Source organism: Curtobacterium poinsettiae, assembly GCF_025677645.1.
Lineage (GTDB): Bacteria > Actinomycetota > Actinomycetes > Actinomycetales > Microbacteriaceae > Curtobacterium > Curtobacterium poinsettiae_A.
On the sequence record NZ_CP106879.1, the window covers coordinates 71,162 to 93,730 of the forward strand.

At 69.3% G+C, this 22,569-nt stretch carries 29 protein-coding genes and 1 tRNA gene; 17 read left to right on the forward strand and 13 right to left on the reverse strand.

Annotated elements, in window-relative coordinates:
* Window positions 1–9 precede the first annotated feature (9 nt).
* The gene (locus tag OE229_RS00340) at window positions 10–705 is read right to left on the reverse strand and encodes a metal-dependent transcriptional regulator (protein ID WP_182065317.1); all 696 of its coding nucleotides are present in this window, start codon (window positions 703–705) and stop codon (window positions 10–12) included.
* Window positions 706–889: 184 nt separating this feature from the next.
* On the opposite strand from OE229_RS00340, the gene serC reads away from it, so the two are divergent.
* Entirely contained in the window at window positions 890–2,005 is a 1,116-nt protein-coding gene (serC, locus tag OE229_RS00345; protein ID WP_262139193.1) for a phosphoserine transaminase, read from the forward strand.
* Between the two features lie 82 nt (window positions 2,006–2,087).
* On the opposite strand, the gene OE229_RS00350 is transcribed toward serC, so the two are convergent.
* The gene (locus OE229_RS00350; protein ID WP_262139195.1) at window positions 2,088–2,918 is read right to left on the reverse strand and encodes a DUF3027 domain-containing protein; all 831 of its coding nucleotides are present in this window, start codon (window positions 2,916–2,918) and stop codon (window positions 2,088–2,090) included.
* Between the two features lie 4 nt (window positions 2,919–2,922).
* Window positions 2,923–3,300 carry a cold-shock protein gene (locus tag OE229_RS00355; protein WP_017888041.1) on the reverse strand — a complete coding sequence of 126 codons (378 nt, stop codon included), beginning with the start codon at window positions 3,298–3,300 and terminating at the stop codon, window positions 2,923–2,925.
* A gap of 55 nt (window positions 3,301–3,355) precedes the next feature.
* Between OE229_RS00355 and OE229_RS00360 the strand changes: the two genes are divergently transcribed.
* From OE229_RS00360 to OE229_RS00380, 5 genes are all read left to right on the forward strand, one after another.
* Window positions 3,356–3,655 carry a multidrug ABC transporter ATPase gene (locus OE229_RS00360; protein WP_182065320.1) on the forward strand — a complete coding sequence of 100 codons (300 nt, stop codon included), beginning with the start codon at window positions 3,356–3,358 and terminating at the stop codon, window positions 3,653–3,655.
* Between the two features lie 28 nt (window positions 3,656–3,683).
* The gene (locus OE229_RS00365; protein ID WP_259579149.1) at window positions 3,684–5,450 is read left to right on the forward strand and encodes a helicase-associated domain-containing protein; all 1,767 of its coding nucleotides are present in this window, start codon (window positions 3,684–3,686) and stop codon (window positions 5,448–5,450) included.
* 48 nt (window positions 5,451–5,498) lie between these two features.
* Window positions 5,499–7,196 (forward strand): DNA repair helicase XPB, encoded by a 1,698-nt coding sequence (locus tag OE229_RS00370; protein ID WP_262139197.1) that lies wholly within the window; start codon window positions 5,499–5,501, stop codon window positions 7,194–7,196.
* 51 nt (window positions 7,197–7,247) lie between these two features.
* Window positions 7,248–7,943 (forward strand): response regulator transcription factor, encoded by a 696-nt coding sequence (locus tag OE229_RS00375; protein WP_017888045.1) that lies wholly within the window; start codon window positions 7,248–7,250, stop codon window positions 7,941–7,943.
* A 79-nt stretch (window positions 7,944–8,022) separates the two neighbouring features.
* On the forward strand, window positions 8,023–9,720 hold the full coding sequence (locus tag OE229_RS00380) for a sensor histidine kinase (protein WP_110863081.1): 1,698 nt from the start codon (window positions 8,023–8,025) through the stop codon (window positions 9,718–9,720).
* 9 nt (window positions 9,721–9,729) lie between these two features.
* Here the strand turns inward: OE229_RS00380 and OE229_RS00385 are convergent, their stop codons facing one another.
* From OE229_RS00385 to OE229_RS00420, 8 genes are all read right to left on the reverse strand, one after another.
* Window positions 9,730–9,870 carry a hypothetical protein gene (locus OE229_RS00385; protein WP_262139199.1) on the reverse strand — a complete coding sequence of 47 codons (141 nt, stop codon included), beginning with the start codon at window positions 9,868–9,870 and terminating at the stop codon, window positions 9,730–9,732.
* Between the two features lie 5 nt (window positions 9,871–9,875).
* Complete coding sequence (locus OE229_RS00390; RefSeq protein ID WP_209135269.1) at window positions 9,876–10,721, reverse strand: hypothetical protein; 846 nt, start codon at window positions 10,719–10,721, stop codon at window positions 9,876–9,878.
* Between the two features lie 359 nt (window positions 10,722–11,080).
* Window positions 11,081–12,703, reverse strand: a complete 1,623-nt coding sequence (groL, locus tag OE229_RS00395; protein ID WP_071404070.1) for a chaperonin GroEL — start codon at window positions 12,701–12,703, stop codon at window positions 11,081–11,083.
* Window positions 12,704–12,960: 257 nt separating this feature from the next.
* The gene (locus OE229_RS00400; protein ID WP_017888049.1) at window positions 12,961–13,164 is read right to left on the reverse strand and encodes a cold-shock protein; all 204 of its coding nucleotides are present in this window, start codon (window positions 13,162–13,164) and stop codon (window positions 12,961–12,963) included.
* A 203-nt stretch (window positions 13,165–13,367) separates the two neighbouring features.
* Entirely contained in the window at window positions 13,368–13,973 is a 606-nt protein-coding gene (locus OE229_RS00405; RefSeq protein WP_111235678.1) for a LytR C-terminal domain-containing protein, read from the reverse strand.
* Entirely contained in the window at window positions 13,970–14,311 is a 342-nt protein-coding gene (locus OE229_RS00410; protein ID WP_262139202.1) for a DUF3263 domain-containing protein, read from the reverse strand. The genes OE229_RS00405 and OE229_RS00410 overlap by 4 nt, the downstream gene beginning before the upstream one ends.
* Before the next feature lie 96 nt (window positions 14,312–14,407).
* Complete coding sequence (locus OE229_RS00415; protein ID WP_262139204.1) at window positions 14,408–15,409, reverse strand: DUF2332 domain-containing protein; 1,002 nt, start codon at window positions 15,407–15,409, stop codon at window positions 14,408–14,410.
* On the reverse strand, window positions 15,409–15,882 hold the full coding sequence (locus OE229_RS00420; protein ID WP_259579139.1) for a GNAT family N-acetyltransferase: 474 nt from the start codon (window positions 15,880–15,882) through the stop codon (window positions 15,409–15,411). The genes OE229_RS00415 and OE229_RS00420 overlap by 1 nt, the downstream gene beginning before the upstream one ends.
* 64 nt (window positions 15,883–15,946) lie before the next feature.
* Here OE229_RS00420 and msrB point away from each other — a divergent pair, with 64 nt between their 5' ends.
* Complete coding sequence (msrB, locus tag OE229_RS00425; protein WP_027466599.1) at window positions 15,947–16,354, forward strand: peptide-methionine (R)-S-oxide reductase MsrB; 408 nt, start codon at window positions 15,947–15,949, stop codon at window positions 16,352–16,354.
* Between the two features lie 37 nt (window positions 16,355–16,391).
* Window positions 16,392–16,464, forward strand: a tRNA-Thr gene (locus OE229_RS00430).
* Window positions 16,465–16,529: 65 nt separating this feature from the next.
* Here OE229_RS00430 and OE229_RS00435 read toward each other — a convergent pair.
* Window positions 16,530–17,672 (reverse strand): site-specific integrase, encoded by a 1,143-nt coding sequence (locus OE229_RS00435; RefSeq protein ID WP_262139206.1) that lies wholly within the window; start codon window positions 17,670–17,672, stop codon window positions 16,530–16,532.
* Complete coding sequence (locus tag OE229_RS00440; protein WP_262139208.1) at window positions 17,659–18,396, reverse strand: hypothetical protein; 738 nt, start codon at window positions 18,394–18,396, stop codon at window positions 17,659–17,661. Before OE229_RS00440 ends, OE229_RS00435 begins: the two co-directional genes overlap by 14 nt.
* A gap of 159 nt (window positions 18,397–18,555) precedes the next feature.
* Between OE229_RS00440 and OE229_RS18090 the strand changes: the two genes are divergently transcribed.
* The 9 genes from OE229_RS18090 to OE229_RS00480 all read left to right on the forward strand — a co-directional run bounded on the left by OE229_RS18090 (window position 18,556) and on the right by OE229_RS00480 (window position 22,535).
* Complete coding sequence (locus tag OE229_RS18090; RefSeq protein ID WP_369076260.1) at window positions 18,556–18,756, forward strand: helix-turn-helix transcriptional regulator; 201 nt, start codon at window positions 18,556–18,558, stop codon at window positions 18,754–18,756.
* A gap of 98 nt (window positions 18,757–18,854) precedes the next feature.
* Entirely contained in the window at window positions 18,855–19,220 is a 366-nt protein-coding gene (locus OE229_RS00445) for a hypothetical protein (RefSeq protein ID WP_262139209.1), read from the forward strand.
* Window positions 19,220–19,696, forward strand: coding sequence for a hypothetical protein (locus tag OE229_RS00450; RefSeq protein ID WP_262139210.1), 477 nt, complete (start codon window positions 19,220–19,222; stop codon window positions 19,694–19,696). The genes OE229_RS00445 and OE229_RS00450 overlap by 1 nt, the downstream gene beginning before the upstream one ends.
* A complete protein-coding gene (locus OE229_RS00455; RefSeq protein WP_262139212.1) occupies window positions 19,696–19,998 on the forward strand; it encodes a hypothetical protein in 303 nt (100 codons plus the stop codon). The genes OE229_RS00450 and OE229_RS00455 overlap by 1 nt, the downstream gene beginning before the upstream one ends.
* A 92-nt stretch (window positions 19,999–20,090) precedes the next feature.
* Window positions 20,091–20,723: a hypothetical protein gene (locus OE229_RS00460; RefSeq protein ID WP_263344840.1), complete on the forward strand. Its 633-nt coding sequence runs from the start codon at window positions 20,091–20,093 to the stop codon at window positions 20,721–20,723.
* 75 nt (window positions 20,724–20,798) lie between these two features.
* Window positions 20,799–21,245, forward strand: coding sequence for a hypothetical protein (locus OE229_RS00465; protein WP_262139214.1), 447 nt, complete (start codon window positions 20,799–20,801; stop codon window positions 21,243–21,245).
* Window positions 21,246–21,252: 7 nt separating this feature from the next.
* A complete protein-coding gene (locus tag OE229_RS00470; RefSeq protein ID WP_262139216.1) occupies window positions 21,253–21,657 on the forward strand; it encodes a helix-turn-helix domain-containing protein in 405 nt (134 codons plus the stop codon).
* Window positions 21,654–22,199, forward strand: coding sequence for a hypothetical protein (locus OE229_RS00475; protein ID WP_262139218.1), 546 nt, complete (start codon window positions 21,654–21,656; stop codon window positions 22,197–22,199). The genes OE229_RS00470 and OE229_RS00475 overlap by 4 nt, the downstream gene beginning before the upstream one ends.
* 93 nt (window positions 22,200–22,292) lie before the next feature.
* Window positions 22,293–22,535 (forward strand): hypothetical protein, encoded by a 243-nt coding sequence (locus OE229_RS00480; protein WP_262139220.1) that lies wholly within the window; start codon window positions 22,293–22,295, stop codon window positions 22,533–22,535.
* The last annotated feature ends 34 nt before the right edge of the window (window positions 22,536–22,569 follow it).

Sequence of the window (22,569 nt, forward strand, 5' to 3'; positions counted from 1 at the left end):
CGCGAAGGGTCAGTCGCGCTCGATGTAGACGTGCTGCGCGACCTCGATGGGCAGCTCGATGCCCGAGTCCTCGCCCTCGACGCGGACCGCGACGTAGGCGCCCGCCCGCTGCACGCTCGCGATGCGTCCGGGCATGACGCCCGCGGTGCGGAGCTGGTGCAGGAGCTCCGGTTCGAACTGCACGGGCTCGCCCAGGCGTCGGACCACGCCGGTCGTGACGGCGTCGGTGCCCTCGGTCGCGGCGACGATGTTCTGGACGCCGTCGAGGAAGCCGGCTGCCGCGGGGCCACCGATCTCGGCCAGTCCGGGGATCGGGTTGCCGTACGGCGACTCGGTCGGGTTGCCGAGCATCTCGAGCAGGCGGACCTCGACCTGCTCGCTCATGACGTGCTCCCACCGGCAGGCCTCGTCGTGCACGAAGGCCCAGTCGAGTCCGATGACGTCGGCCAGCAGGCGTTCGGCCAGGCGGTGCTTGCGCATCACGTGGGTGGCGCGGGAACGACCTTCGTCGGTGAGCTCCAGGTGGCGGTCACCGGAGACGACGACCAGGCCGTCGCGCTCCATGCGGGCGATGGTCTGCGAGACCGTCGGGCCCGAGTGTCCGAGGCGCTCGGAGATGCGCGCGCGCAGCGGCACGATCGCCTCTTCCTCGAGGTCGAGGATGGTGCGAAGGTACATCTCCGTGGTGTCGACGAGATCGGTCACGGTCCGCCTCTCATGTCTGGGCCCAGCGCCGACCACACTACTTGTTCGCACCGACGAACACCGACCGGCGCCCGGGTGCACCTGAGAAAGGGTCATCCGACGCGGTGGTCGGGTGGGCCGAACCCTCCCCGTCCGGCCGGTACACGGGCTCGGGCAGGCGGATCGTCGTCGGTAGGATCGGTGCATGGCAGACATCGTCATCCCGGCCGAACTCCTCCCCACCGACGGTCGCTTCGGCTGCGGTCCGTCGAAGATCCGCGGTGCCCAGCTCGAGTCCCTCGTGACGCGCGGCGCCACGATCCTCGGCACCTCGCACCGCCAGAAGCCCGTGAAGGACCTGGTCGGCAGCGTCCGCTCCGGCCTCGCCGACCTGTTCCAGATCCCCGAGGGCTACGAGGTCGTCCTCGGCAACGGCGGTTCGACCGCGTTCTGGGACGCCGCCGCGTTCGGCCTCATCGAACGCCGTGCCGAGAACCTGTCCTTCGGCGAATTCGGGTCGAAGTTCGCCAAGGCCGCAGCCGCCCCGTGGCTCGAGGCCCCGCACATCGTCGAGGCACCCGGTGGTTCCCTCGCCGCACTCGAGCCGGTGGAGGGCGTGGACGTCTACGCCTACCCGCACAACGAGACCTCGACGGGCGTCATGGCCCCGGTCGTCCGCGCGACCGGTGACGCCGACGCCCTCACCGTCGTCGACGCGACCAGCGCCGCCGGCGGTGCCCTGTTCGACGTCAGCGCCACCGACGTCTACTACTTCGCCCCGCAGAAGAACTTCGCCTCGGACGGCGGCCTGTGGCTCGCGCTGCTCTCCCCCGCAGCGATCGAGCGGATCGAGCGGATCGCCGCCTCCGACCGGTACATCCCGGAGTTCCTGTCGCTCAAGAACGCCGTCGACAACTCGCGCCTGGACCAGACCCTGAACACCCCCGCGATCTCCACGCTGCTGCTCCTCGACGAGCAGGTGCGGTGGATGAACGAGTCCGGCGGCCTGGCGTGGGCGGACCTCCGCACGAAGACCTCGTCGTCGACCATCTACGACTGGGCCGAGGCCAGCGACTCCGCGACCCCGTTCGTCTCCGACCCCGCCGCTCGGTCCCAGGTCGTCGCCACGATCGACCTCGACGACTCGATCGACGCCAAGGCCGTGGCCGCGACCCTGCGTGCGAACGGCATCGTCGACACCGAGCCGTACCGGAAGCTAGGACGCAACCAGCTGCGCGTGGCGACGTTCACCGCGATCGACCCGGACGACGTCGCGAAGCTCGTGCGCGCGATCGACTTCACGATCGACGCCCTGCGCTGATCCCGGGGACACCCGCCGGAACCAGAACGGGCCCGGCACCACCGGATCGGTGGTGCCGGGCCCGTTCGTCGGTCCGGGTGGATCAGGCGCGGTGGAAGCCCGGGTCGGTCTCGCCGGCGTCGAGCTGGTCGACCTCGAGATCGGCGTCGGGCTCGAACGGCTGCACGCGACGGGCACGGCGACGACGGGCCGGTTGCGGGGCCTCGTCCTCGGCGGCCGATGCAGCGGCGGCGCTGTCAGTGTCGGTGTCGGTGTCGCTCACGTCGGCGAGCGCATCGACGTCCACACCCTCGATGTCGTCGTCGTCCGACTCGTCGAGGTCGTCCTCGTCCGCGTCGAACTCGTCGTCGTCGTCCTCGTCCGAGTCGTCGTCGTCCTCGTCGTCCGAGTCGTCGTAGTCCTCGTCCTCGTCCGAGTCCTCGTCGTCATCGTCGGACTCGTCGTCGTCCTCATCGTCATCCGACTCGTCGTCGTAGTCCTCGTCCGAGTCCTCGTCCGACGCGTCCCCGGTGCCGTCCTCGCCCTCGTGCTCCTGCGCCGCCCGGTACTCGGCCAGCCGCTCGGACCACGGCACCCACTCCGGCGCGACGAGCGAGCCGTCCCCGGGCATCAGCTCGACCTCGAGCACGGTCGGTTCGTCGTCGCCGACCTTGGCGACGCTGACGGTCCACCGCCACCCGGGGTAGCCGGGCAGCCGGTTGGCGAACAGGACGGACACGACGCCGTCCCCTTCGTCCACCGTGCCGACGGGGGCACCGACGGTCGACTCCGGGGTGACCTCGAGCAACGCCTCGCGCGCCAGGTCGGTGTAGTCAACTGACGCTGCGTCGATGGACGCTGCGTCGACGGACGCTGCGTCGACGGACACTGCGTCGGGAGCCGTCTCGGCCCCTGCTGTCTCGGACTCGGTCATGGGGTCACGCCTCCAACTGGTCTGCGACGTGCCGCAGGATGGCGGCGATGCGATCGCCGTTCTTCGGGTAGCGGCCGTGGCGGAGGTCTCCGCTGATCCGGTCGAGTTCCTTCACCAGGTCCTCGACGATCACGGCCATGTCGTCCGCGGAGCGACGGGTCATCCGCGACAGCGACGGCTGGGGCTCGAGCAGCCGCACGGACAACGCCTGCGACCCCTTCTTGCCCTGGACGACGCCGTACTCGAGCCGCGTGCCGGCCTTGACGGTCACGACGCCGTCGGGCAGCGAGGATGCGTGCAGGAACACCTGGTCGCCGTCGTCTCCGGTGATGAAGCCGAAGCCCTTGTCGTCGTCGTAGAACTTGACCTTGCCGGTGGGCATGCGTGGACTCCTCGAGGTCGTGGTACGGCCGTGGTGCGTCGGATATCCTGGGTCGATGGCCAAGCCGACCCGATCAACCGGGAACCCGCAGGACTCCGCAGAACCCCCGGTGACGTTCAATCGTACCGAACGCGCTCTGGCGTTCATGATCGGTGGGATCATCATCCTCGGCCTGCTCTGCTTCGTCGCGATGATCATCATGTGGCTCACCGCCCCCGCCGCCCAGGGTTCGATGCCGTGGCCGGTGGTCATGGCGATCCCGCTCTACGGCTTCCCGATCGCCATGGTGCTGGTCTTCACGCTCCTCGGCATCACCTGGACGCGTCGCGCACGAGCGAACCGGACGGCTCGCTGACGTCCGGCCCGGACGCTGGCACCGGACGATGACGACCACCGCCGACCTCGCCGCCCGACTCCGGGCGATGCCGGACGATGCGCTCGAGCGCCTCGTCGCGGCGAGGCGACTCCCCACCGCTGCACTCGCCGAGACCGGCCCGCAGCGCATCACCGACTTCTTCGACCTCGCCGAGGCGCTCCGCAGCGACGACGCCGTGGACGCCGCCGTCGAGCACCTGCCGCGCGCCACGATCCTCGCGTTGCGTGACGGCGGCGCCGTCGACGCGCTCGGCCCCGCGATCGAGCTCGGCCTCGCCGACGAGGACGGCGCGGTCGACGACGCGGTCGCCGCACGCGTGGCCGCCCACCCCGACCTCACCTCGCTCGACGAGCAGCCTGGAGGCCCGGAGCAGGTCCGACCCGCTGCTCCCGCCCTCGACGCCGCGGCGCTCGAGCGTGCGCGCACCACCGGCGCGGAGCAGGCGTTCGCGACGATGACCGTGCTCGCCGAACTGCTGCGGGCGGTCGACGCCGGCGCGGTCCGCGAACTCGTCAAGGGCGGGATCGGCATGCCGCTCGCCCGCACCCTCGCCGAGCGCATCGGCACCGACGCCGAGCTCGTCGCCGGTCGCCTGGCGCTGCTCGACGACATCGGGTTCGCCGACCCCGACACGGGGCGGTGGATCGTCACCGACGCCGGCCACGTGTGGTTGCTCGCCGGCTGGCCGCAGCGCTGGGTGTCGCTGGTGGCCGCGTGGACGGACACGCTCCCGCCCGCCGTGCACCAGGTGCTGGAGCTGGCCGACGGGGACCTGCGCGACCTCGTGCCGCTCGGGCGTTGGGCGTACCCGGCGGGGTCCCGCTGGCTCGACGCCCTGCTGCTCGACGTTGCCGGCACCGCGGCGTCGCTCGGCCTGGCGGTCGACGGCACCGTGACGAGCACCGGTCGGGCGCTCCTCGACGGCGACGCCGAGCAGGCCGCCGACGACCTGCCGGGCACCGTCGAACGGGTCTACCTGCAGCACGACCTCACCGTCATCGCACCGGGGCCGCTCGCGCCGGTGGACGACGACGCCCTGCGCACCGTCGCCGTGCTCGAGGCACCGGGGCTCGCGGCGCGCTACCGCATCTCCGAGGACACCCTGCGCACGGCGTTCCGGGCCGGACACTCCCGCGACGACCTGCTGTCCCTGCTCGGGCGGCTGTCGGCCACCGGGATCCCGCAGCCCCTCGCCTACCTGATCGACCAGGTGGCCGGACGCGACGGCAGCATCGTCGTCGACCGGGGACCGGGCGGCGTCGGGACCGAGGTCCGCGGCACCGCCGACCAGCTCGACCTCGTCGGGGTGGACGCCGAGCTCCGGCAGCTCGCGTGGGAGCGGCCGGACCTGACGACGCTGACCACGCGCTACCCGCCGCACGTCGTGCACACCGCGCTCGAGGACCAGCGCTACCCGGCCGTCCTGACGACCGCAGCCCGTCCCGAGGCGCACCACGGGCCTCCCGGCCGGCGCAGCCCCACCGGACGCTCGCCGGAACAGTCGGCGCACGCACTCGTCGAACGGCTCCGCCTGACGACGCAGCGCGGCGACGCGGAGCCGGAGCAGGAGTGGCTCGGTCGGCAGATCGACCTGGCCGTGCGCGGACGCACGCCGATCCGTGTGACCGTCCGGATGCCGGACGGTTCGGAGCGGCCGTTCTCGATCGTGCCGACCTCGGTCGCGGCCGGACGCGTCCGTGGGCGGGACACGGCAGTCGACGTCGAACGCACCCTGCCGCTGTCGCTCGTCGTGTCGGTCGAGAGCGACGCCTGAGCCGCGCGGTCACCCGCACGCAGGTGCCGACGGCTAGGCTGGCAGGTCATGAACGGACCGCTGATCGTGCAGAGCGACCGCACCGTGCTCCTCGAGGTCGCGCACCCCGACGCCGAGGACGCACGCCACGAGCTCGCGGCCTTCGCCGAGCTCGAACGCGCTCCCGAGCACGTGCACACCTACCGGATCACCCGCCTCGGACTCTGGAACGCGCGTGCCGCGGGCCACGACGCCGAGGCCATGATCGACACCCTGGAACGCTTCGCGAAGTTCCCCGTGCCGCAGAGCGTCACGGTCGACATCCGCGACACGGTCTCGCGCTACGGACGACTCGTGATCCGTCGCGAGGAACGGCCCGACGCCCCCGTGATCGCGAACTCCCCCACCGAGGAACTCGAGCGGCTGCCGCTCCTGCTCCTCACCGCCGAGGACCCATCGGTGCTGGCCGAGGTCATCCGGTCGAAGCGCATCAAGCCGTTGCTCGGTGACATGCGGTCCCCGACCGAGGTCGAGCTGCAGCCGTGGGCGCGCGGACAGGTCAAGCAGGAGCTCGTCAAGCTCGGCTGGCCGGCGGAGGACCTGGCGGGCTACACCCCGGGCCAGCCGCACCCGATCGACCTGGACACCGCCGAGTGGCACATGCGGCCGTACCAGGAGCAGGCGGTCGACACGTTCTTCGCCCAGGGTTCCGGCGTCGTCGTGCTGCCCTGTGGCGCGGGCAAGACGCTCGTCGGCGCGGGTGCGATGGCGACCGTCAAGGCGACCACGCTCATCCTCGTCACGAACACCGTCTCGGCACGGCAGTGGCGCACGGAGCTCCTCAAGCGCACGACCCTGACGCCGGAGGACATCGGCGAGTACTCGGGCAGCGTCAAGGAGATCCGGCCGGTCACGATCGCGACCTACCAGATCCTCACCGCCCGCCGGAAGGGCGAGTACACGCACCTGTCGCTCCTCGACGCCCTCGACTGGGGCCTCATCGTCTACGACGAAGTGCACCTGCTGCCGGCGCCGGTGTTCAAGCTGACCGCCGACCTGCAGGCTCGCCGACGCCTGGGCCTGACGGCGACGCTCGTGCGCGAGGACGGCCGCGAGGGCGACGTCTTCTCGCTCATCGGGCCGAAGCGGTACGACGCCCCGTGGAAGGAGATCGAGGCGCAGGGCTACATCTCGCCGGCCTCGTGCTACGAGGTCCGCATCGACCTGCCGCACCAGGACCGCCTGGAGTACGCGGCGTCGAGCGACGACGAGCGCTACCGGCTCGCCGCGACGTTGCCGGCGAAGACCCCGGTGGTGCGGGAACTCATCGAGAAGCACCGCGGTGAGCAGATCCTGGTGATCGGGCAGTACATCGACCAGCTCGACGAACTTGCCGCGTCGCTCGATGCCGCGGAGATCACGGGAGCGACCCCCGTCGACGAACGGGAGCGGCTCTACGACGCGTTCCGGTCCGGCGAGGTCGACGTGCTCGTCGTCTCGAAGGTCGCGAACTTCTCGATCGACCTGCCCGACGCGACGGTCGCCATCCAGGTCTCCGGCTCGTTCGGCTCCCGGCAGGAAGAAGCCCAGCGGCTCGGGCGGCTCCTCCGCCCGAACAAGGACGGCCTGCCCGCGTCGTTCTACACGCTCGTGGCCCGGGACACCGTGGACCAGGACTTCGCCCAGAACCGGCAGCGGTTCCTGGCGGAGCAGGGGTACTCGTACACGATCCTGGACGCCGACCAGGTCCAGACGCCCGTGGGCTGACGTACGAACCGCTCTCAGGAAACCCCGAGGGAACGGTCAGAAGATAGGACCATGAGCGATGGCCCCAAGATCCTGATCGTCGACGACGAGCCGAACATCCGCGACCTCCTGACGACCTCGTTGCGCTTCGCCGGCTTCGCCGTGCGTGCAGTGGGCAACGGGGCACAGGCGATCTCCGCCGTGCTCGAGGAAGAGCCGGACCTCATCATCCTCGACGTGATGCTGCCCGACATGAACGGCTTCGGCGTGACCAAGCGCCTGCGTTCCTCGGGCTACACCTCGCCGATCCTGTTCCTGACGGCGAAGGACGACACCGAGGACAAGATCACCGGCCTCACCGTCGGCGGCGACGACTACGTCACCAAGCCGTTCTCGCTCGACGAGATCGTCGCCCGCATCAAGGCGATCCTCCGTCGCACCATGAACGACGAGGAAGACGCGATCATCCGCGCCGGCGAGCTCACGATGGACCAGGACACGCACGAGGTCACGATCGGCGACGCGCAGATCGAGCTCTCGCCCACCGAGTTCAAGCTGCTCCGCTACCTCATGCTCAACCCGAACCGCGTGCTGTCGAAGGCGCAGATCCTCGACCACGTGTGGGAGTACGACTTCAACGGCGACGCGGGCATCGTCGAGAGCTACATCTCGTACCTGCGTCGCAAGCTCGATCAGTACTCCGCCGAGCCGATCATCCAGACCAAGCGCGGCTTCGGCTACATGCTGAAGGCGTCCAAGGCTTCCTAGGCCCGGGAGTCCTCCGGGGCTCGACTTCACGGCGGTCGTCCGGTTTCACCGGGCGGCCGCTGTCTATCGTTGGGGCAGCATGCACACGCGAATGAACCACTGGTGGGACGGGATCTCCCTGCGCACCAAGATCACCGGGATCACGGTGCTCCTCGTCGCGCTCGGACTGCTCGTCGCCGGACTCGGCACGATGACGGTGCTGTCCACCTACCTCATGCAGCAGCTCGACAACACGGTCAAGCAGACGACCGAGCAGCTCGAGGGTCAGAACATCAGTGACGGTGAGCAGTACTGCAAGTTGTCCGTCGTGGTCTCGCAGAGTGCCTACGTCGCCGCGTACGACGCCGACGGGGATCGGATCTGCCAGACGAAGGCGTCGAGCCGGCCAGACGTCCGCGAAGCCACCCTGGTCGAGGCCTCGCAGGCGAACCAGCGCATCTCGCTCTACGACAGCCAGCACAACCACGAGTGGCGCGCCCAGATCATCCCGGCGTCGCTGCAGAACCAGTCCGACGGCACCACCGAGACCGGCTACGTGCTCATCGCGGTCTCCAGCGCCGGCACCGACGAGACGATCGGCAAGTTCACCGCGATCTTCCTCGGGTTCGGTGCGTCGGTCATCCTGCTCGGCGCCATGCTCACCCGCCTGCTCGTCACCGCGACCTTCGACCCGCTGCGGGACGTCGAGGACACCGCCGCCCGGTTCGCCGCGGGTGACTTCAACCAGCGCCTCGAAGCCGACACCCCGAACACCGAGGTCGGGCGCCTCAACCGCTCCCTCAACGTCATGCTCGAGCGGATCGACTCGGCGTTCGAGGACCGCGAGCGCACCATCGCGCAGATGCGCCGGTTCGTCGGGGACGCCTCGCACGAGCTCCGCACGCCGCTGGTGTCCCTGCGCGGGTACGCCGAGCTGTACCGCATGGGTGCCCTGCGCAAGGAAGAGGACGTCGCCCAGGCGATGGAGCGCATCGAGAAGGAAGCGCAGCGGATGGGCCTGCTCGTGCAGGACCTGCTGCAGCTCGCGCGCATCGACGAGTCGAAGCCGCTCGAGCTCGGCCCGGTCGACCTCGTCGCGATCGCCCGTGACTCGGCGCTCGACACGATGGCCTCCAACCCGGACCGCGAGATCCAGGTCCTCGTCGAGGACTCCCTGACCGGCGAGAGCGTGCCCCAGGCCGTCCGTCCGTCCGCGTCGTCGTCGTCCATCGGCTCTCCGGACTCCGGCGAGGCACCGCCCGTGTCGCCCACCTCGGCGAACACCACCGGGCCGATCGCGTTCTCGCGCCAGACCATCGCGCGTCTGCGCGCCCGTCGCACCCGTGCCATGAACATCGACGCCGGTGCCGCGCCGACCGACGAGACCACCCCGCTGCCCACGGTCGTGCTGCCGAAGCGCCCGCCGATCGTCCTGGCGGAAGAGAACAAGATCCGCCAGATCGTCACGAACCTGATGGGCAACGCCATGCGGTTCACGGCGAACGATGACCCGATCGAGATCGGCATCGGCGTGGACGACGAGCGGGGCATGGCACACCTCGACGTGATCGACCACGGTGAGGGCATCCCGCCGCAGCTGCGCGAGAAGATCTTCCAGCGCTTCTGGCGTGCGGACACCTCCCGCGCCCGCGACACCGGCGGCTCGGGCCTCGGGCTCGCCATCGTTTCCGGCATCGTCGCGGCGCACCACGGCTCGGTCGAGGTCTTCGACACCGAGGGCGGCGGCGCCACCTTCCGCGTCTGGCTCCCCCTGCTCCCCCGCGACTTCGCCGCCTGACCCGAGCGGTCACAACACCCCGTTCGAGGCCGCCGAGTGGTCACGATCTGTCGTCTGCATGCCTGCTGACCGACAGTTCGTGACCGGCCGGCGCACGGCCGACGACGTGTCGTGACCGCCCGACGACGAGATCTTCAGCGTGGCGATCACGGCCGTCAGGCTGACCGTCGACGACCTCCGACCGCTCGGACCTCGAACGCCTGGCGGAGTCGCTCGAACAACACCGCGGGTCGGTGTGCGTCCGATGCCGTCGCGTGGATCACGAGCCAGTCGTTCACCACGAACCCGTTGTCCCGTCGTTGATCGTTTCGGAAGGTGTCGCGCTCGCGGTGGTGATCGCCGTCGTACTCCAACGCGATGCCGAACTCGGACCACGCCATGTCGACGCGGCCGAGGAACCGCCCCGCACCATCGTGCACGTCGACGTTCAGTTCCGGCTCGGGGAACCCCGCGTCGACCACTGCCAGTCGGAGCCAGGTCTCCTGCGGCGACTCCGCCCCGGCCCGGACGAGGTCCAGCGCGCGCCGAGCAGCGAGCGCGAAGCGTGTGCCGGGGCGGATCGACGCTCGGAGGTCGTCCGCCGTCGCGAGCCCGGCCGGTCCGACGAGGTGGTCCCCGATGGCGACGAGCGCGTCACGTGCGAGCACGCCGGCGCACTCGAACCACATCTGCGCAGGGACACTGACCAGGAACCCGCGGTGTTCCACGGTCCTCGGCTGGTCGAGGCGGTGCGCGACCACGCCCGGCCGACGCATCCGGCTCCCGTCCCTCGTGGTCGAGACGTGCACCGGGCCGACCGACCGCACCGGATGCGGCAGTGGCGCACCCCAGATCGCGGCGGCGGTCGTGTGACTGAAGAACTGATCGGGACGCATGACCAGGGCGAGGGCGTCGATGAAGTCCACCGAATCGATCGGCGCACGGACACCGTGGACCGGGGCTGCCAGGTCGGCGCGTCGGAGACGTTCCGGATCGATGCCGTGCCCCACCGCATCTGCCACGCGAAAAGTGGACCGGTCGAACGGAGCAGGGAGGCGACGGGCAGCTGACATGCCGCCATGGTCGTTGCGGGGCACGAGAGCCGACCATGTGTGCTCGGAACCTGTGGAGAACGAGGAGAGCCGGGCCTCCTGTGCGGGAGAGAGGACCCCACACAAGCGCAAGCCACAGGCACGAACCGGCCATGACTCCCCGCCCCCGCGCCGCCGAGCGGTCACACCCAGTCGACTGGAACGGGCCAGACCGACAATTCGTGACCGCTCGGCGGACCTGAGCGGGGTGTTGTGACCTCCCGAACACCCCCCCACACGCGGAAGGGCCCCACACGCGCAGCGTGCGGGGCCCTTCCGTCAGACGGACTCTAGAAGTCCATGCCACCCGTCGGGTCGCCAGCCGGAGCAGCAGGGGTGCGCTCGGGCTTCTCGGCGACGACGGCCTCGGTGGTCAGGAACAGACCGGCGATCGACGCAGCGTTCTGCAGCGCCGAACGCGTGACCTTGGCGGGGTCGATGATGCCGGCGGCGATCAGGTCGACGTACTCGCCGGTCGCGGCGTTGAGGCCCCAACCCGACTCGAGCTCGCGGACCTTGGCGGCGACGACGCCCGGCTCGAGACCGGCGTTCAGCGCGATCTGCTTGAGCGGCGCGTCGATGGCCACGCGGACGATGTTCGCACCGGTCGCCTCGTCACCCTCGAGCTCGAGGGCCTCGAGTGCGACGGCACCGGCCTGGATGAGGGCGACGCCACCACCGGCGACGATGCCCTCTTCGACGGCAGCCTTCGCGTTGCGGACGGCGTCCTCGATGCGGTGCTTGCGCTCCTTGAGCTCGACCTCGGTCGCGGCACCCGCCTTGATGACGGCGACGCCACCGGCGAGCTTCGCGAGGCGCTCCTGGAGCTTCTCGCGGTCGTAGTCGGAGTCGGTCGCCTCGATCTCGGCACGGATCTGGCGGACACGGCCGGCGATCTGCTCGGCGTCGCCGGCACCCTCGACGATCGTGGTCTCGTCCTTGGTGATGACGACCTTGCGGGCGCGACCGAGCAGGTCGAGCGTCGCGTTCTCGAGCTTGAGGCCGACCTCTTCCGAGATGACCTGGCCACCGGTGAGGATCGCGATGTCCTGCAGCATGGCCTTGCGGCGGTCACCGAAGCCCGGGGCCTTCACGGCGACGGACTTGAAGATGCCGCGGATCTTGTTCACGACGAGCGTGGCCAGGGCCTCACCGTCGACGTCCTCGGCGATGATCAGGAGCTGCTTGCCCGCCTGGATCACCTTGTCGACGACCGGCAGGAGGTCCTTGATGTTCGAGATCTTCGAGTTGACGATCAGGATGTAGGCGTCCTCGAAGACGGCTTCCTGACGCTCGGGGTCGGTGACGAAGTACTGCGACAGGTAGCCCTTGTCGAAGCGCATGCCCTCGGTCAGCTCGAGCTCGGTGCCGAAGGTGTTCGACTCCTCGACGGTGACGACGCCTTCCTTGCCGACCTTGTCGATGGCCTCGGCGATGAGCGCGCCGATGGTCGGGTCAGCGGCAGAGATCGACGCGGTCGCGGCGATCTGGTCCTTGGTCTCGATGTCCTTCGCGTTGGCGAGGAGCTGGTCGGAGACGGCGGCGACGGCCTTCTCGATGCCGCGCTTGAGCGACACGGGGTCGGCACCGGCGGCGACGTTGCGGAGGCCCTCGCGGACGAGCGCCTGGGCGAGGACGGTCGCGGTGGTCGTCCCGTCACCGGCGACGTCGTCGGTCTTCTTGGCGACCTCCTTGACGAGCTCCGCGCCGATCTTCTCGTACGGGTCGTCGAGCTCGATCTCCTTGGCGATGGAGACACCGTCGTTCGTGATCGTGGGGGCACCCCACTTCTTCTCGAGGACGACGTTGCGGCCGCGCGGGCCGAGCGTCACCTTCACGGCGTCGGCCAGCTGGTTCAGGCCGCGCTCGAGGCCACGGCGGGCCTCCTCGTCGAAAGCAATGATCTTAGCCATGTGGTTTTTCGTCCCTCCCGGACGTCGTCTTGGGGGTCGTGCTGGCACTCAGCGTGAGCGAGTGCCAACGCCGATTCTGGCACTCGACGGGTGTGAGTGCAACACAGTCGGGAGGCTCGTGACGACTTCCCAGGACACGTCGCGTCCGGCGGACCCCGCACCACCGCCGCGGTCGCGCTCCCCGCGCCGGTCGCGGTCCCCGCACACGACGAACGCGCCGCCCCTGGCGGGACGGCGCGTTCTGGAAGTGGTGGTGCTCAGGCGGGGCGGACGGACTCTGCCTGCGGGCCCTTCGACCCGGTCCCGACGTCGAACACGACGGCCTGGCCCTCCTCGAGGACCTTGTAACCCGACATGTCGATGGCCGAGTAGTGCACGAACACGTCCTGGCCCCCTCCATCCACGGTGATGAAGCCGAAGCCCTTTTCAGCGTTGAACCACTTCACGGTTCCGTTGGCCATGATCTCTTGCTCCCTGGTACTGCAGTGCGGAACGACGTGATCGTCGTCTGCATGGGACTCTGACCGAACCCGTCCGATCAGGCAAGAGGTGTGACGTTGTTTCACGTCGATTCCGTCAGAATTCAACGTGCTCGAAACACAGCCGTCACACAATGGGCGGAAAACGCGGCGCGACGACCGGCAGGACGCCCCGCGGCGGTCGCTCAGCCGGTGTAGTCGGCGCCGAGGACGACGCTCACGTCGGCGTTCGGGAACGCCGCCGACTGCTGCACCGCCGTGACGCCGAGCTGCTTCGCGATGCCCTGCGCGACCGCCGCCTGCGACGCCTGCTGGTAGTAGACGATCGTCGACGTCGACCCGGTCGTCCCGGCGTCACCGGTGGAGGCGACCTGCCAGCCGGCGCCGGTCAGCGCCGCGCTCGCCCGGCTCGCGAGGCCCGTGGTGGTCGTGCCGTTCAGCACGACGACGGTGGTGGTGCCCTGCTGTGCCGGCGTCGCGGCCGCAGCGCTGCCCGACCCCGCGGAGCCGGAACCGGCGGACGAGGACGCCGACGGCTTGGACGTCGCCGAGGGCTTCGCGGTCGCCGACGCCGACGTGGAGGCCGAGGGCGAGTCGGATCCGTTGAACGAGTAGCTGCCGTTCAGCAGTGCGAGGACGAGCACCCCGATGCCGACGAGCACACCCGTGGCGAGTGCTGCCCAGGCGAAGGCGATCCAGCCACGGCCGCGACGCTGGGCACCGCGGTGCGCACCGACCCGCGGGCCGTCGGCGACGTCGTCGAACCGGTCTCGGGGGAATCTCGTGCTCATCGTTCCTCTTCACGTCCTTCGGGAGCTGCGCCGGGCGCGACGAAGCTGCGCGTCGCCCGGGCGCTGGTGCGCGCGTGACGGAGCCGCTGCAGCCGGCTGACGAGCTGCGGGTCGTACGCGAGTGCCGCGGGCGAGTCGATCACGCGGTTCAGCACCTGGTAGTAGCGCGCCGCCGACATCTCGAACTCCACCCGGATCTCCGCTTCCTTCGTGCGGTCGTGCCGTGCCCGGTCCTGCTCGAACGTCAGCACGTGCTTCGCGAGCTCACTGAGCTGGTCAGCACTGATCTGGTCAGCGCTGCGCTCGTCGACGCTGCGTTCGTCGGTGGGGCTGGTCACGGCGGTTCCGATCACGGTCGGGTAACGGGTCTCGCACATCGTAGGGGTGGAGTCGATCCGGACCCTGGCACGGCGCTGGACTGTCGCGAACACCGGTCACAGGTCCGGCGCGCGGAACCAGCGCACTCGTGTCCCGAACGGGTCGGAGACGGCCACCGCGACCCCGTCGAGCGAGACCGTCGCGAAGGCGTCCGGATCGGCCCCGTCCACGTCGTCGGGCAGCGTGGCCGCCACCCCACGCAGGATCCCGGTGCGTTCGAGGGCGATCCAGTGCACGCCCCGCTCACGGATCCGGTCGACGAACCGCTGCCGGTCCGCGCCCGGCACGTAGACCAGGGTCCCGGTGGTCAGGACGACCGGTTCGACGTCGTCCGGCAGGGCGTCCAGAGCATGGTCGAGGTCATCTGGCACGACACCGACGAGCCGGTCTGGAGGCACGGCGAGCGTCGCGCGCGCAGCCTGATGCATCAGGGCGGTCCGGTCCGACGCCTCGGGTGGGACGGCCTCGACGAGCCGGTCGAACGCACCGGGGACCGACAGGTCGATCGGGTTCGGGTCGAGGGCCACACGGGCACCGACCCTGATCGGGACGGTCGCCGGTGTGGGGACGGCCCCGGAGGCGTCCGCCACCAGCCGGACCGAGGGATCGGCGACCGCCGTGTGCATCCGCAGGACCGCGGCTCCGGAACCGACCCGGTAGTCCAGGGTCACCCGGTCCGGGATCGAACACAGCCCGGCGGCGGCCCCGGCGTCGACCAGGCCGAGCGGACGCGTCGACCGTTCGGCGAGCGCCGCGAACAGCGGGACGACCGGCGCGAGCCGCTGCGGGTCGTTGGCCTGCACCGTGGCGGAGGCGAGGGCCGTGACGAGCGCGGGGCGGGCCTCCAGGCCGAGCGCGCGCAGCGCACCCGGGTCCGACGGGTCCGCGCCCAGCCGCCGCGCGACGGCGAAGAACAGTTCCGGCTGCCGCTGCTGCTCGGGGACCTCGGCGAGGAGCGCGACGAGGGAGTCGTCGAGCGACCGTGCCCAGGCGGCGTACGACGGCGAGACGGCCTGGATCCGGTCCGCGAACGCGTCGTACCGGGCGCGGGTGCCCATCAGCGCCCGGGCCGGTGCATGCCCACGTGGCGGATGCCGGCCTCGTCGTACGGCTCCCCGAACCGCACGAAGCCGTACCGCTCGTACAGGGCTGCGACGTACTCCTGGGCGTGCAGGACGAACGGCTCGTGTCCGTGTTCGTCGAGCACGGCGGCGACGAGCCGGCCGGCGATCCCCTGCCCACGGTGTCCCGGGTCGGTCGCGACGCGGCCGATCACCCACGCCGGCGACTCCTCGCCGTCCGGGTGGACCTCGTCGGCCGCCGGGCGGATGAGCCGCAGGTACCCAACCGCATCGGTGTCCGTGCCGAACCACCAGTGCTCGGTGTCGGGCTCGCGGTCACGGCCGTCGAAGTCCTCGGCGGTGACCCGTTGCTCGAGCGCGAACACGCGGTTGCGCAGGACGACGATGCCGTACAGTTCGTCCGTCGTCAGACGGGTCCAGCGGGCGTGGTGCACGGAATGCTCGGACATCGTGGCGAGTTTAGTGAAGTGGTCGGGAGTGCCCGGAAGGCCCGGCCGGAAGCAGGAGGAACCAATGGCATACAACGTCGACAAGTCCGACGCCCAGTGGCGCGAGGAGCTCTCCCCGGACCAGTACGCCGTCCTCCGCCAGGCGGGGACCGAACGACCGTGGACCGGTGAACTCCTCGACGAGGAGCGTGCCGGCGTCTACACCTGTGCGGCCTGCAACGCGGAGCTGTTCAAGAGCGGCACGAAGTTCGACTCCGGCTGCGGCTGGCCGTCGTTCTACGAGTCGGTGAACCCGGACGCCGTGCAGCTCATCGAGGACAACTCCCTCGGCATGGCCCGCACCGAGGTCCGCTGCGCGAACTGCGGTTCGCACCTGGGCCACGTGTTCCCGGACGGGTTCGGCACCCCCACGGGTGACCGGTACTGCATGAACTCGATCTCGCTGAACTTCTCGGAGAAGTCGGGCGAGTGAGCCCTGGACGCCCTCACCGGTAAGATGAGCGGCGTCAGCCGGCATGGCGCAATTGGTAGCGCACCGTACTTGTAATACGGGGGTTGCGGGTTCAAGTCCCGCTGCCGGCCCGAAAGCCCCGATCAGAAGCCGCTTACCTCGGCATTCGGTCGGGGCTTCTTCGTTCACCCCGCGGTTACCCCGCAGATTGCGATCCATGCGTGAGCGCCGACAGGGCTCGCGCCGCGGCCGCGCTACCCGTGTTGCGCCCCATGTAGCGGTCCTGCGTCATGGACGGGTTCTTGTGCCCGAGGTACTCCGCGACGTCGCGCGCCGAGAGGCCGGCACCGTCGAGGAGCGTCGCGACCGTCTTCCGGAAGGCGTGAAGCTTGACGCCGGGGAACCCGAGGGACTCGCGAACACGACGCCAATCGGCCTGGGTGTTGTTCGGGTCGCGGAGGTTGCCGAGGACGGACGGAAAGACGAGCGACCCGACCCCGCGGTCGGAGGCCCGGCGCTTGAGCATCTCGTCGACGTGCTCAGGGACGGCGATTCGGCGATCGGATCCTTGCGTCTTGCCGTGCTCCTGGCGGAGTAGCCCCTGTCCCCGGAGCCGAACCACGGTCGAGCGGATGTGGACCGCACCGGGGTAGACGTCTTCCCAGATCATCGCGCAGGCCTCGCCGATGCGACAGCCGGTGCCGGCCATGAACCGGAGGAGGTCGGCGAGGTCTAGGGCCTGCACCCGCTCGTCGAGGTCCGCCCGCGTCAGCAGATCCTGCAGCTGTTCCGCATTGAGCGCTGTTGCACCATCACGGCGCTGCGAGACGCGCTCGAGCTCGCGTACCGCATTCGTGCGTGCAGCGTCGTTGCGGACGGCCAGGCCGAGCATCCCGCTGAGGACAGCCCGGCACATCTTCGCGGACGCAGGGCCGTGATTCGCGATCACCTGGTCCATGAAGCGCTGCAGTCGCTCGGGGGTCGCCTCGAGCACCGCCAGCTCGCCCAGCGCCGGCAGAACGATCTTGCCCAGGGTCCGTTCGTAGGCAGCCAACGTCGTCGGCGCGACGCCTCCGGTCCGCTTGTTCTCGATGTAGCGGTCGGCCAGCCGGTTGAGCGGGGTGTGCTGGTTGATGGTCCCGCTCGTCGTCGCCTTGATCGTGGTGAGGGCTGCGAGCAGCTTCCGGCGAGCCTTGGGGCCGCTGGTGTCGAATCGCTCGACCTGGCGTAGCCGGCCGTCTTCGAAGCGGAAGCGAGTCCGCGCTCGCCAGGACCCGTCGTCCAGCTGGGCCAGGGAGATGGCTCCGTGAGCGCCGATGGGTGTTCTAGGCCTCGCCACCGAGCGCTCCGTACTTCTTGATGATCGGCTCCGTTATTGCAAGCGCCGCCGCCCGGTCGACAGACTCGGCCTCAAGGGAGTCGACCCAGGCGCTGATGGGATCGAGCGAAGGCGGAGTCGTCCCGCGCGCGATGAGATCTAAGCGAATGGCTCGCAGCTTGCCCCAAGCCCCTTGCACGCCTCGCAGTTCGGCATCGATCAGGCCCTCCGGCTGATCCGCGCTCTGCAGATGCAAGCCAAGTCGGAGCAGTTGGTGGCGAATAGCCTCAGCAGCCAGGTGATGCTCTTCCAGCGCTCGCAGCAGGACAGCCACGTGTCCGACCGGGGTGTCGCTCAGGTCAGGCTCGTCTCCGACGAACAGGCTTCGCGTGACCAAGTCGACAGCATCCACGGTCGCGATTCGCCACTCAGGGCCCATCTCGACCGAGTCCTCGACCCCCACCGGCACCAGCAGTGCGAGCGGCGGAACCTCCAGAGCGAACGCGAACAGCAGGAGTTCCGCAACGCCGATCGAGCGACGCTTGCCCGCAAGCAGGTTGTTCAGAGTGGTGGGCTTCAAGTAACCGGGATCCCCCGCCCGAAGCGAAACTGCGGCAGCGAGCTCACCAGTGGTCATGCCCGCCGCCGCTTTGTAGTGCGCGATCGCCCGAACGACCGTCTTCGTGTACCGCACCTCCCAGGAGTCACCGGGCAGGGGTTCCGCGCTCGTCTTCATCTCGCTCACGGAATTTGACGATACACGACACGCCTAAGCGGAATCCACTTGCACACACGATGTCTCCGAGGTAAGTTCAACCAAGCAAGCGGAAATCACTTAGGCGCTTGCAACCCTGAGCGAAAGGAGACCGCATGAGCGCCACCGAGGCCAGCGGGCACGAACACCATCCGTCGCAGCGAGGACCTCCCCGACTGGGCAACTCGAGACGAGGTCGCCCAGTACACCGGCGTCGCACCGCAGACGCTCGCTCGGTGGGTCACCGAGAAGCGCGGTCCGCGGGTCACGAGATTCGGCGGCCGCGCCGTTCGATACGCACGGACAGACGTCCTCGAGTGGATCGACGCCCAGCGCAAGGCAAGCGCTTGAGCGGGAACGCAAGCCCGACCGCGAGCCAGCGCAAGAGAAAAGCCCCGGCGGCAACCGGGGCTACGTCCACCATTCACAACATCCCCGCAGGAGACACCATGAACAAGACAGTCCTGACCGTAGCAGACGCCCACGACATCCGGTGGCATGAGATCGACAGCGATGCCGTCGTCCTCGTTCCGTGCACTGAACCCGGCTGCCAGAGCTACGGCACCCCGCACCTCCTCACCTGGGGTGACCTGCTGCAGCACCGGGCGTCGGAAGTGACTGCCCAGGACACCCGCGTCGAGGTCATCAAGTACGCCGCGTCCCACGAAGTCGCCGAAGCCGAGTCGTACTGGTACGCCGCCGGCTTCCTCTGCGACGACGACATCCGCCTCACCCCCGAACGTCTCGCGTTCTTCACCGCCCACTTCAACAGCGCCGTGGCGCTCGCGGCCGAGCTGAACGGGGAGTCCCGCTGATGGACGACGTCACCAAGCTCGTCGAGCTCGAACGCACCGCCGCCGGTCGATCGGAGATCCTCATCGACGCTCAGCCCAGCCAGTTCAGCGACGGGTACTCACTCGTGCTCACGCCGTCAGAAGCGCTCCGACTGGCGCACGCGATCATCGCCCGGGTGTCCGACATCCGAACCTCCCCCCCTCGCAGCCCCCCTGCTCGCTCCGACGCTGCAGGCGGCTGCCTGATGGCCGAGGTGGCAGCAATCCGCCCGTCGGTGCCGAACCCGACCGCACTCGAGCAGGCATCCGCCGTAGAGGTCACGAACGGGTGGACGCAGGACGAGGGCAAGCCCCGAACCCGACAACTCGACGTCGTCCTCCTCACACTCAGCGAGGACGGGACACGTGAGCACGCGAAGCACATGACGCCGGCCGAAGCCGATCGGCTCGCCGCGGAGCTCACCGCGATGGCGAACCGTGTCCGGCGGGCCAGCTGATGGACACCAGCAGCTACGAACGGTGCACACAGCGAGGCTGCATCCGGTTCGGCCTTTGGCACACCACACGAGACAGCGGACACCGCTTCCGCACCGTCCGCACAGCGCTCGCCGCAGTGTCGATTGAGAAGCGCGATGAGGACGGGCCCTGGACCGTCTGGCTCGCTCGAGGTGACGACAACCCCGTGCAGGTGACAGCGCCGCCCGATCCGACACCGGACGTCATCCATGCGGACCACATGGAGCTCAGGGCGGCAGTGCTCTATGCGTTGCGCGGCGCCGAGAAGTTCAACGCCGTCTGACGCGAGAACGGGCGGGGCCGGCACCACCCGACCCCGCCCGAGGGAGAGAACCGAAGCATGACACAGACCACCGACAGCCAGAGGGAGGCCAGATGACCGACGCGCGTTTCCCCGAGCGCCTCCTCAGCGACCGCCGCGTGCTGCGTCTCAGCGCCGACGAATACCGCGGGTGGTCGATCGCGACGATCTGGTCGGTCTCAAACCGCACGGACGGTCTGATCCTCGTCGAGGACCTTCCTCTGGTGCCATTCATGACGAGTGCTATCGCCGAGAAGCTCGAGACGGCCGGTCTGTGGGCGAAGGCACCAGGTGGATGGCTGCTCGCCGACTTCCACCGCGACCAGACCAGTCGCAGCGACCTCGAAGTGCTCGAACGAGCACGCAAGGCGGACCGCGAGAAGAAGCAGCGCCAGCGGTCCCAGAAGAAGGAATCCCTGGGACTGTCCCCGGGACATGTCCCCGGGACGACACAGGACAGGACAGGCAAGGCAAGGACAGGCCAGGACAGGCCAGAACAGAACGCAGTTACCGACTGGAACACCGCTTCGATTCCAGAGACCGACCCGAATCCGGACGCAGTCGCCCCGGGGATGTCTTCGCCACCGCTCGCTGATCTGCGCCGCTGCGCCGTCTGCGAGCGCCGTCTGTCCCCATCCTCTGGGGACTTGCTCTGCTCCGTGCAGGACGAGGCCCACTGGGCGCACGAAGCGGCCCACGCCATCTGAGGGGGTAGGCACCAGACGCGTACCCCCTCTAGACCCCCTATCGATTACCGCGGCGCTCGCCGCAGGAAGAACCCCATGGCACAGCAGCAGTCCGCATCAAGTGACCAGCCCCGCAGCACCTGGCAGATCGAGTTCCTGAAGCGCCTCGAGGACATCGCGAACAACTCGATGAACCCCCGCGTCTACACCGACAGCGACGGCGTCCCGACCGCGGTCGCCGGCGCAGGCACTGTTTCCGTTGCCGCTTGGTACCTGTCATCCGAGCTCGCCGCGAAGACAGACCGCCCCGACCTGTTCGCAGACACCATCGCCCGGCACCAGATGTACGTCGAGCAGCGCATCGGCCCCGAGGCGTGGACCGAGGTTCTCGTCAGCACCGCGCTGTACCTGAACTACCACCACCTCGAGCCCGCCCTCGCACTCCTCGACAAGACCCGCACCCCGCTCCGGGCCCTCGAGCGGCAGTTCTGGGACTCGATCAGGCCTAGCGACCCCGACGACGGCCGCCCTGGTGTCGCCTGAGCAGCGCATGCCGCGACAGCCCCAGAACCTCGTCGTCGGCGCGCACGGGCCTGAGGTCACGGTCACCGGCAGAGTCGCCGCCTACTTACTCCGGTACGCCGGCCTCGACGCTTACCGGCGACAGCACCGCGGCGAAGACCCCGAAGTCGACAACACCCTCGTCGCCCTCACCGTGGTCGCCCTCACCTGGCGCGGTTCCGCTACCGGAACGCGAGAGGCCGCGCCCCCGGAACTCGATCACACTGCGGACTGGATGAGCACCCGACAAGCGGCCGAAGCCCTCGGGCTCTCGGACCGCGGCATCCGGAAAGCAATCCAGGAACACCGGCTGCACGCCGTTCGCGTGGGACGCGTCTGGCGCGTCGACCGCGAACAACTGGCCCACTACATCGAACGAACGGACAAGACATGATCTCTGCAGAACTCGAAGCAGAAGTGCAAGGGCTGCGCGCACGCGCCGCGGACATCCAGGACAGCTACAGCCGAGAGCGGAAAGACATCGACTCGGACGTCAGCCTGTCCGAAGCCGGCAAGCAGGCCGCCTGGGACGAGGCTGAAGCCGAAGCCCGATCGTCGGCGAAGGCGCTCCGCGAGAAGGAGATCGCCCTGGTCAAGAACCGCATCCGCAGCTTGCAGACGCAGCTCGACGCGAAGATCGGCTACGGTGCGACCGACATCATCGCGTTCCGAGACGCGCAGGACCGCGCCGATCGCGTCGCGGACAAGGAGACAGCAGCCCGCCTCATGGGCCAGGCGCTCCGCAACAACGACCGCACCATGGCTCACGCGCTGTTCCGCAAGGCATCCGAGAGCGGCTGGAGTGAGGCTGCCCAACAGTTCGCGGCTGAGAACCCTGACTCCGCTGCAGCCGCGAAGGAGATCGAGAGCCTCGAGAAGCTCCTCAGCTCGGGCAGCTTCCAGCGGACGCTGTCCTACATGATCGCCCGCTACTGACCCCAGGGGGAGGGCCCCCACCCCTGCACCTGGAAGTACCACAGGGGATAGGCGTCGTCTCTCCCCGGCTCGAAAAAACGAAACGAGGACGCCGTGCCCAGGGCGCAGAAAGTGAAGATTGCCCCCGCCGTCGCAGGCAGCAGACGGGAGGTGCTCGAGGCTCTCCGCCGCCGCATCGCCGAGGAGATCGACTCCGGCGCTGTCGCGTCGCATGCTCTCGCTCGTCTCATCGCTGAGCTGTCCCGGATCGATGCCGAGCTGCGAACCCCGATCGTGGACGACGTCAACGACGAGGAAGACGTGGAGGACGGAGTGTTCGATCCCGGCACGATCTGACACCTCGATTCGGAACCGCGGCCCGCACTAACAG

What these genes read in the sequence shown, in the direction of transcription:
- serC (WP_262139193.1), top strand. Translation starts at nt 890, where the DNA reads ATGGCAGACATCGTCATCCCGGCCGAACTCCTCCCCACCGACGGTCGC.
- OE229_RS00350 (WP_262139195.1), bottom strand. Translation starts at nt 2,918, where the DNA reads ATGACCGAGTCCGAGACAGCAGGGGCCGAGACGGCTCCCGACGCAGTG.
- OE229_RS00355 (WP_017888041.1), bottom strand. Translation starts at nt 3,300, where the DNA reads ATGCCCACCGGCAAGGTCAAGTTCTACGACGACGACAAGGGCTTCGGC.
- OE229_RS00360 (WP_182065320.1), top strand. Translation starts at nt 3,356, where the DNA reads ATGGCCAAGCCGACCCGATCAACCGGGAACCCGCAGGACTCCGCAGAA.
- OE229_RS00365 (WP_259579149.1), top strand. Translation starts at nt 3,684, where the DNA reads ATGACGACCACCGCCGACCTCGCCGCCCGACTCCGGGCGATGCCGGAC.
- OE229_RS00370 (WP_262139197.1), top strand. Translation starts at nt 5,499, where the DNA reads ATGAACGGACCGCTGATCGTGCAGAGCGACCGCACCGTGCTCCTCGAG.
- OE229_RS00375 (WP_017888045.1), top strand. Translation starts at nt 7,248, where the DNA reads ATGAGCGATGGCCCCAAGATCCTGATCGTCGACGACGAGCCGAACATC.
- OE229_RS00380 (WP_110863081.1), top strand. Translation starts at nt 8,023, where the DNA reads ATGCACACGCGAATGAACCACTGGTGGGACGGGATCTCCCTGCGCACC.
- groL (WP_071404070.1), bottom strand. Translation starts at nt 12,703, where the DNA reads ATGGCTAAGATCATTGCTTTCGACGAGGAGGCCCGCCGTGGCCTCGAG.
- OE229_RS00400 (WP_017888049.1), bottom strand. Translation starts at nt 13,164, where the DNA reads ATGGCCAACGGAACCGTGAAGTGGTTCAACGCTGAAAAGGGCTTCGGC.
- OE229_RS00405 (WP_111235678.1), bottom strand. Translation starts at nt 13,973, where the DNA reads ATGAGCACGAGATTCCCCCGAGACCGGTTCGACGACGTCGCCGACGGC.
- OE229_RS00415 (WP_262139204.1), bottom strand. Translation starts at nt 15,409, where the DNA reads ATGGGCACCCGCGCCCGGTACGACGCGTTCGCGGACCGGATCCAGGCC.
- OE229_RS00420 (WP_259579139.1), bottom strand. Translation starts at nt 15,882, where the DNA reads ATGTCCGAGCATTCCGTGCACCACGCCCGCTGGACCCGTCTGACGACG.
- msrB (WP_027466599.1), top strand. Translation starts at nt 15,947, where the DNA reads ATGGCATACAACGTCGACAAGTCCGACGCCCAGTGGCGCGAGGAGCTC.
- OE229_RS00445 (WP_262139209.1), top strand. Translation starts at nt 18,855, where the DNA reads ATGAACAAGACAGTCCTGACCGTAGCAGACGCCCACGACATCCGGTGG.
- OE229_RS00450 (WP_262139210.1), top strand. Translation starts at nt 19,220, where the DNA reads ATGGACGACGTCACCAAGCTCGTCGAGCTCGAACGCACCGCCGCCGGT.
- OE229_RS00455 (WP_262139212.1), top strand. Translation starts at nt 19,696, where the DNA reads ATGGACACCAGCAGCTACGAACGGTGCACACAGCGAGGCTGCATCCGG.
- OE229_RS00460 (WP_263344840.1), top strand. Translation starts at nt 20,091, where the DNA reads ATGACCGACGCGCGTTTCCCCGAGCGCCTCCTCAGCGACCGCCGCGTG.
- OE229_RS00465 (WP_262139214.1), top strand. Translation starts at nt 20,799, where the DNA reads ATGGCACAGCAGCAGTCCGCATCAAGTGACCAGCCCCGCAGCACCTGG.
- OE229_RS00470 (WP_262139216.1), top strand. Translation starts at nt 21,253, where the DNA reads ATGCCGCGACAGCCCCAGAACCTCGTCGTCGGCGCGCACGGGCCTGAG.
- OE229_RS00475 (WP_262139218.1), top strand. Translation starts at nt 21,654, where the DNA reads ATGATCTCTGCAGAACTCGAAGCAGAAGTGCAAGGGCTGCGCGCACGC.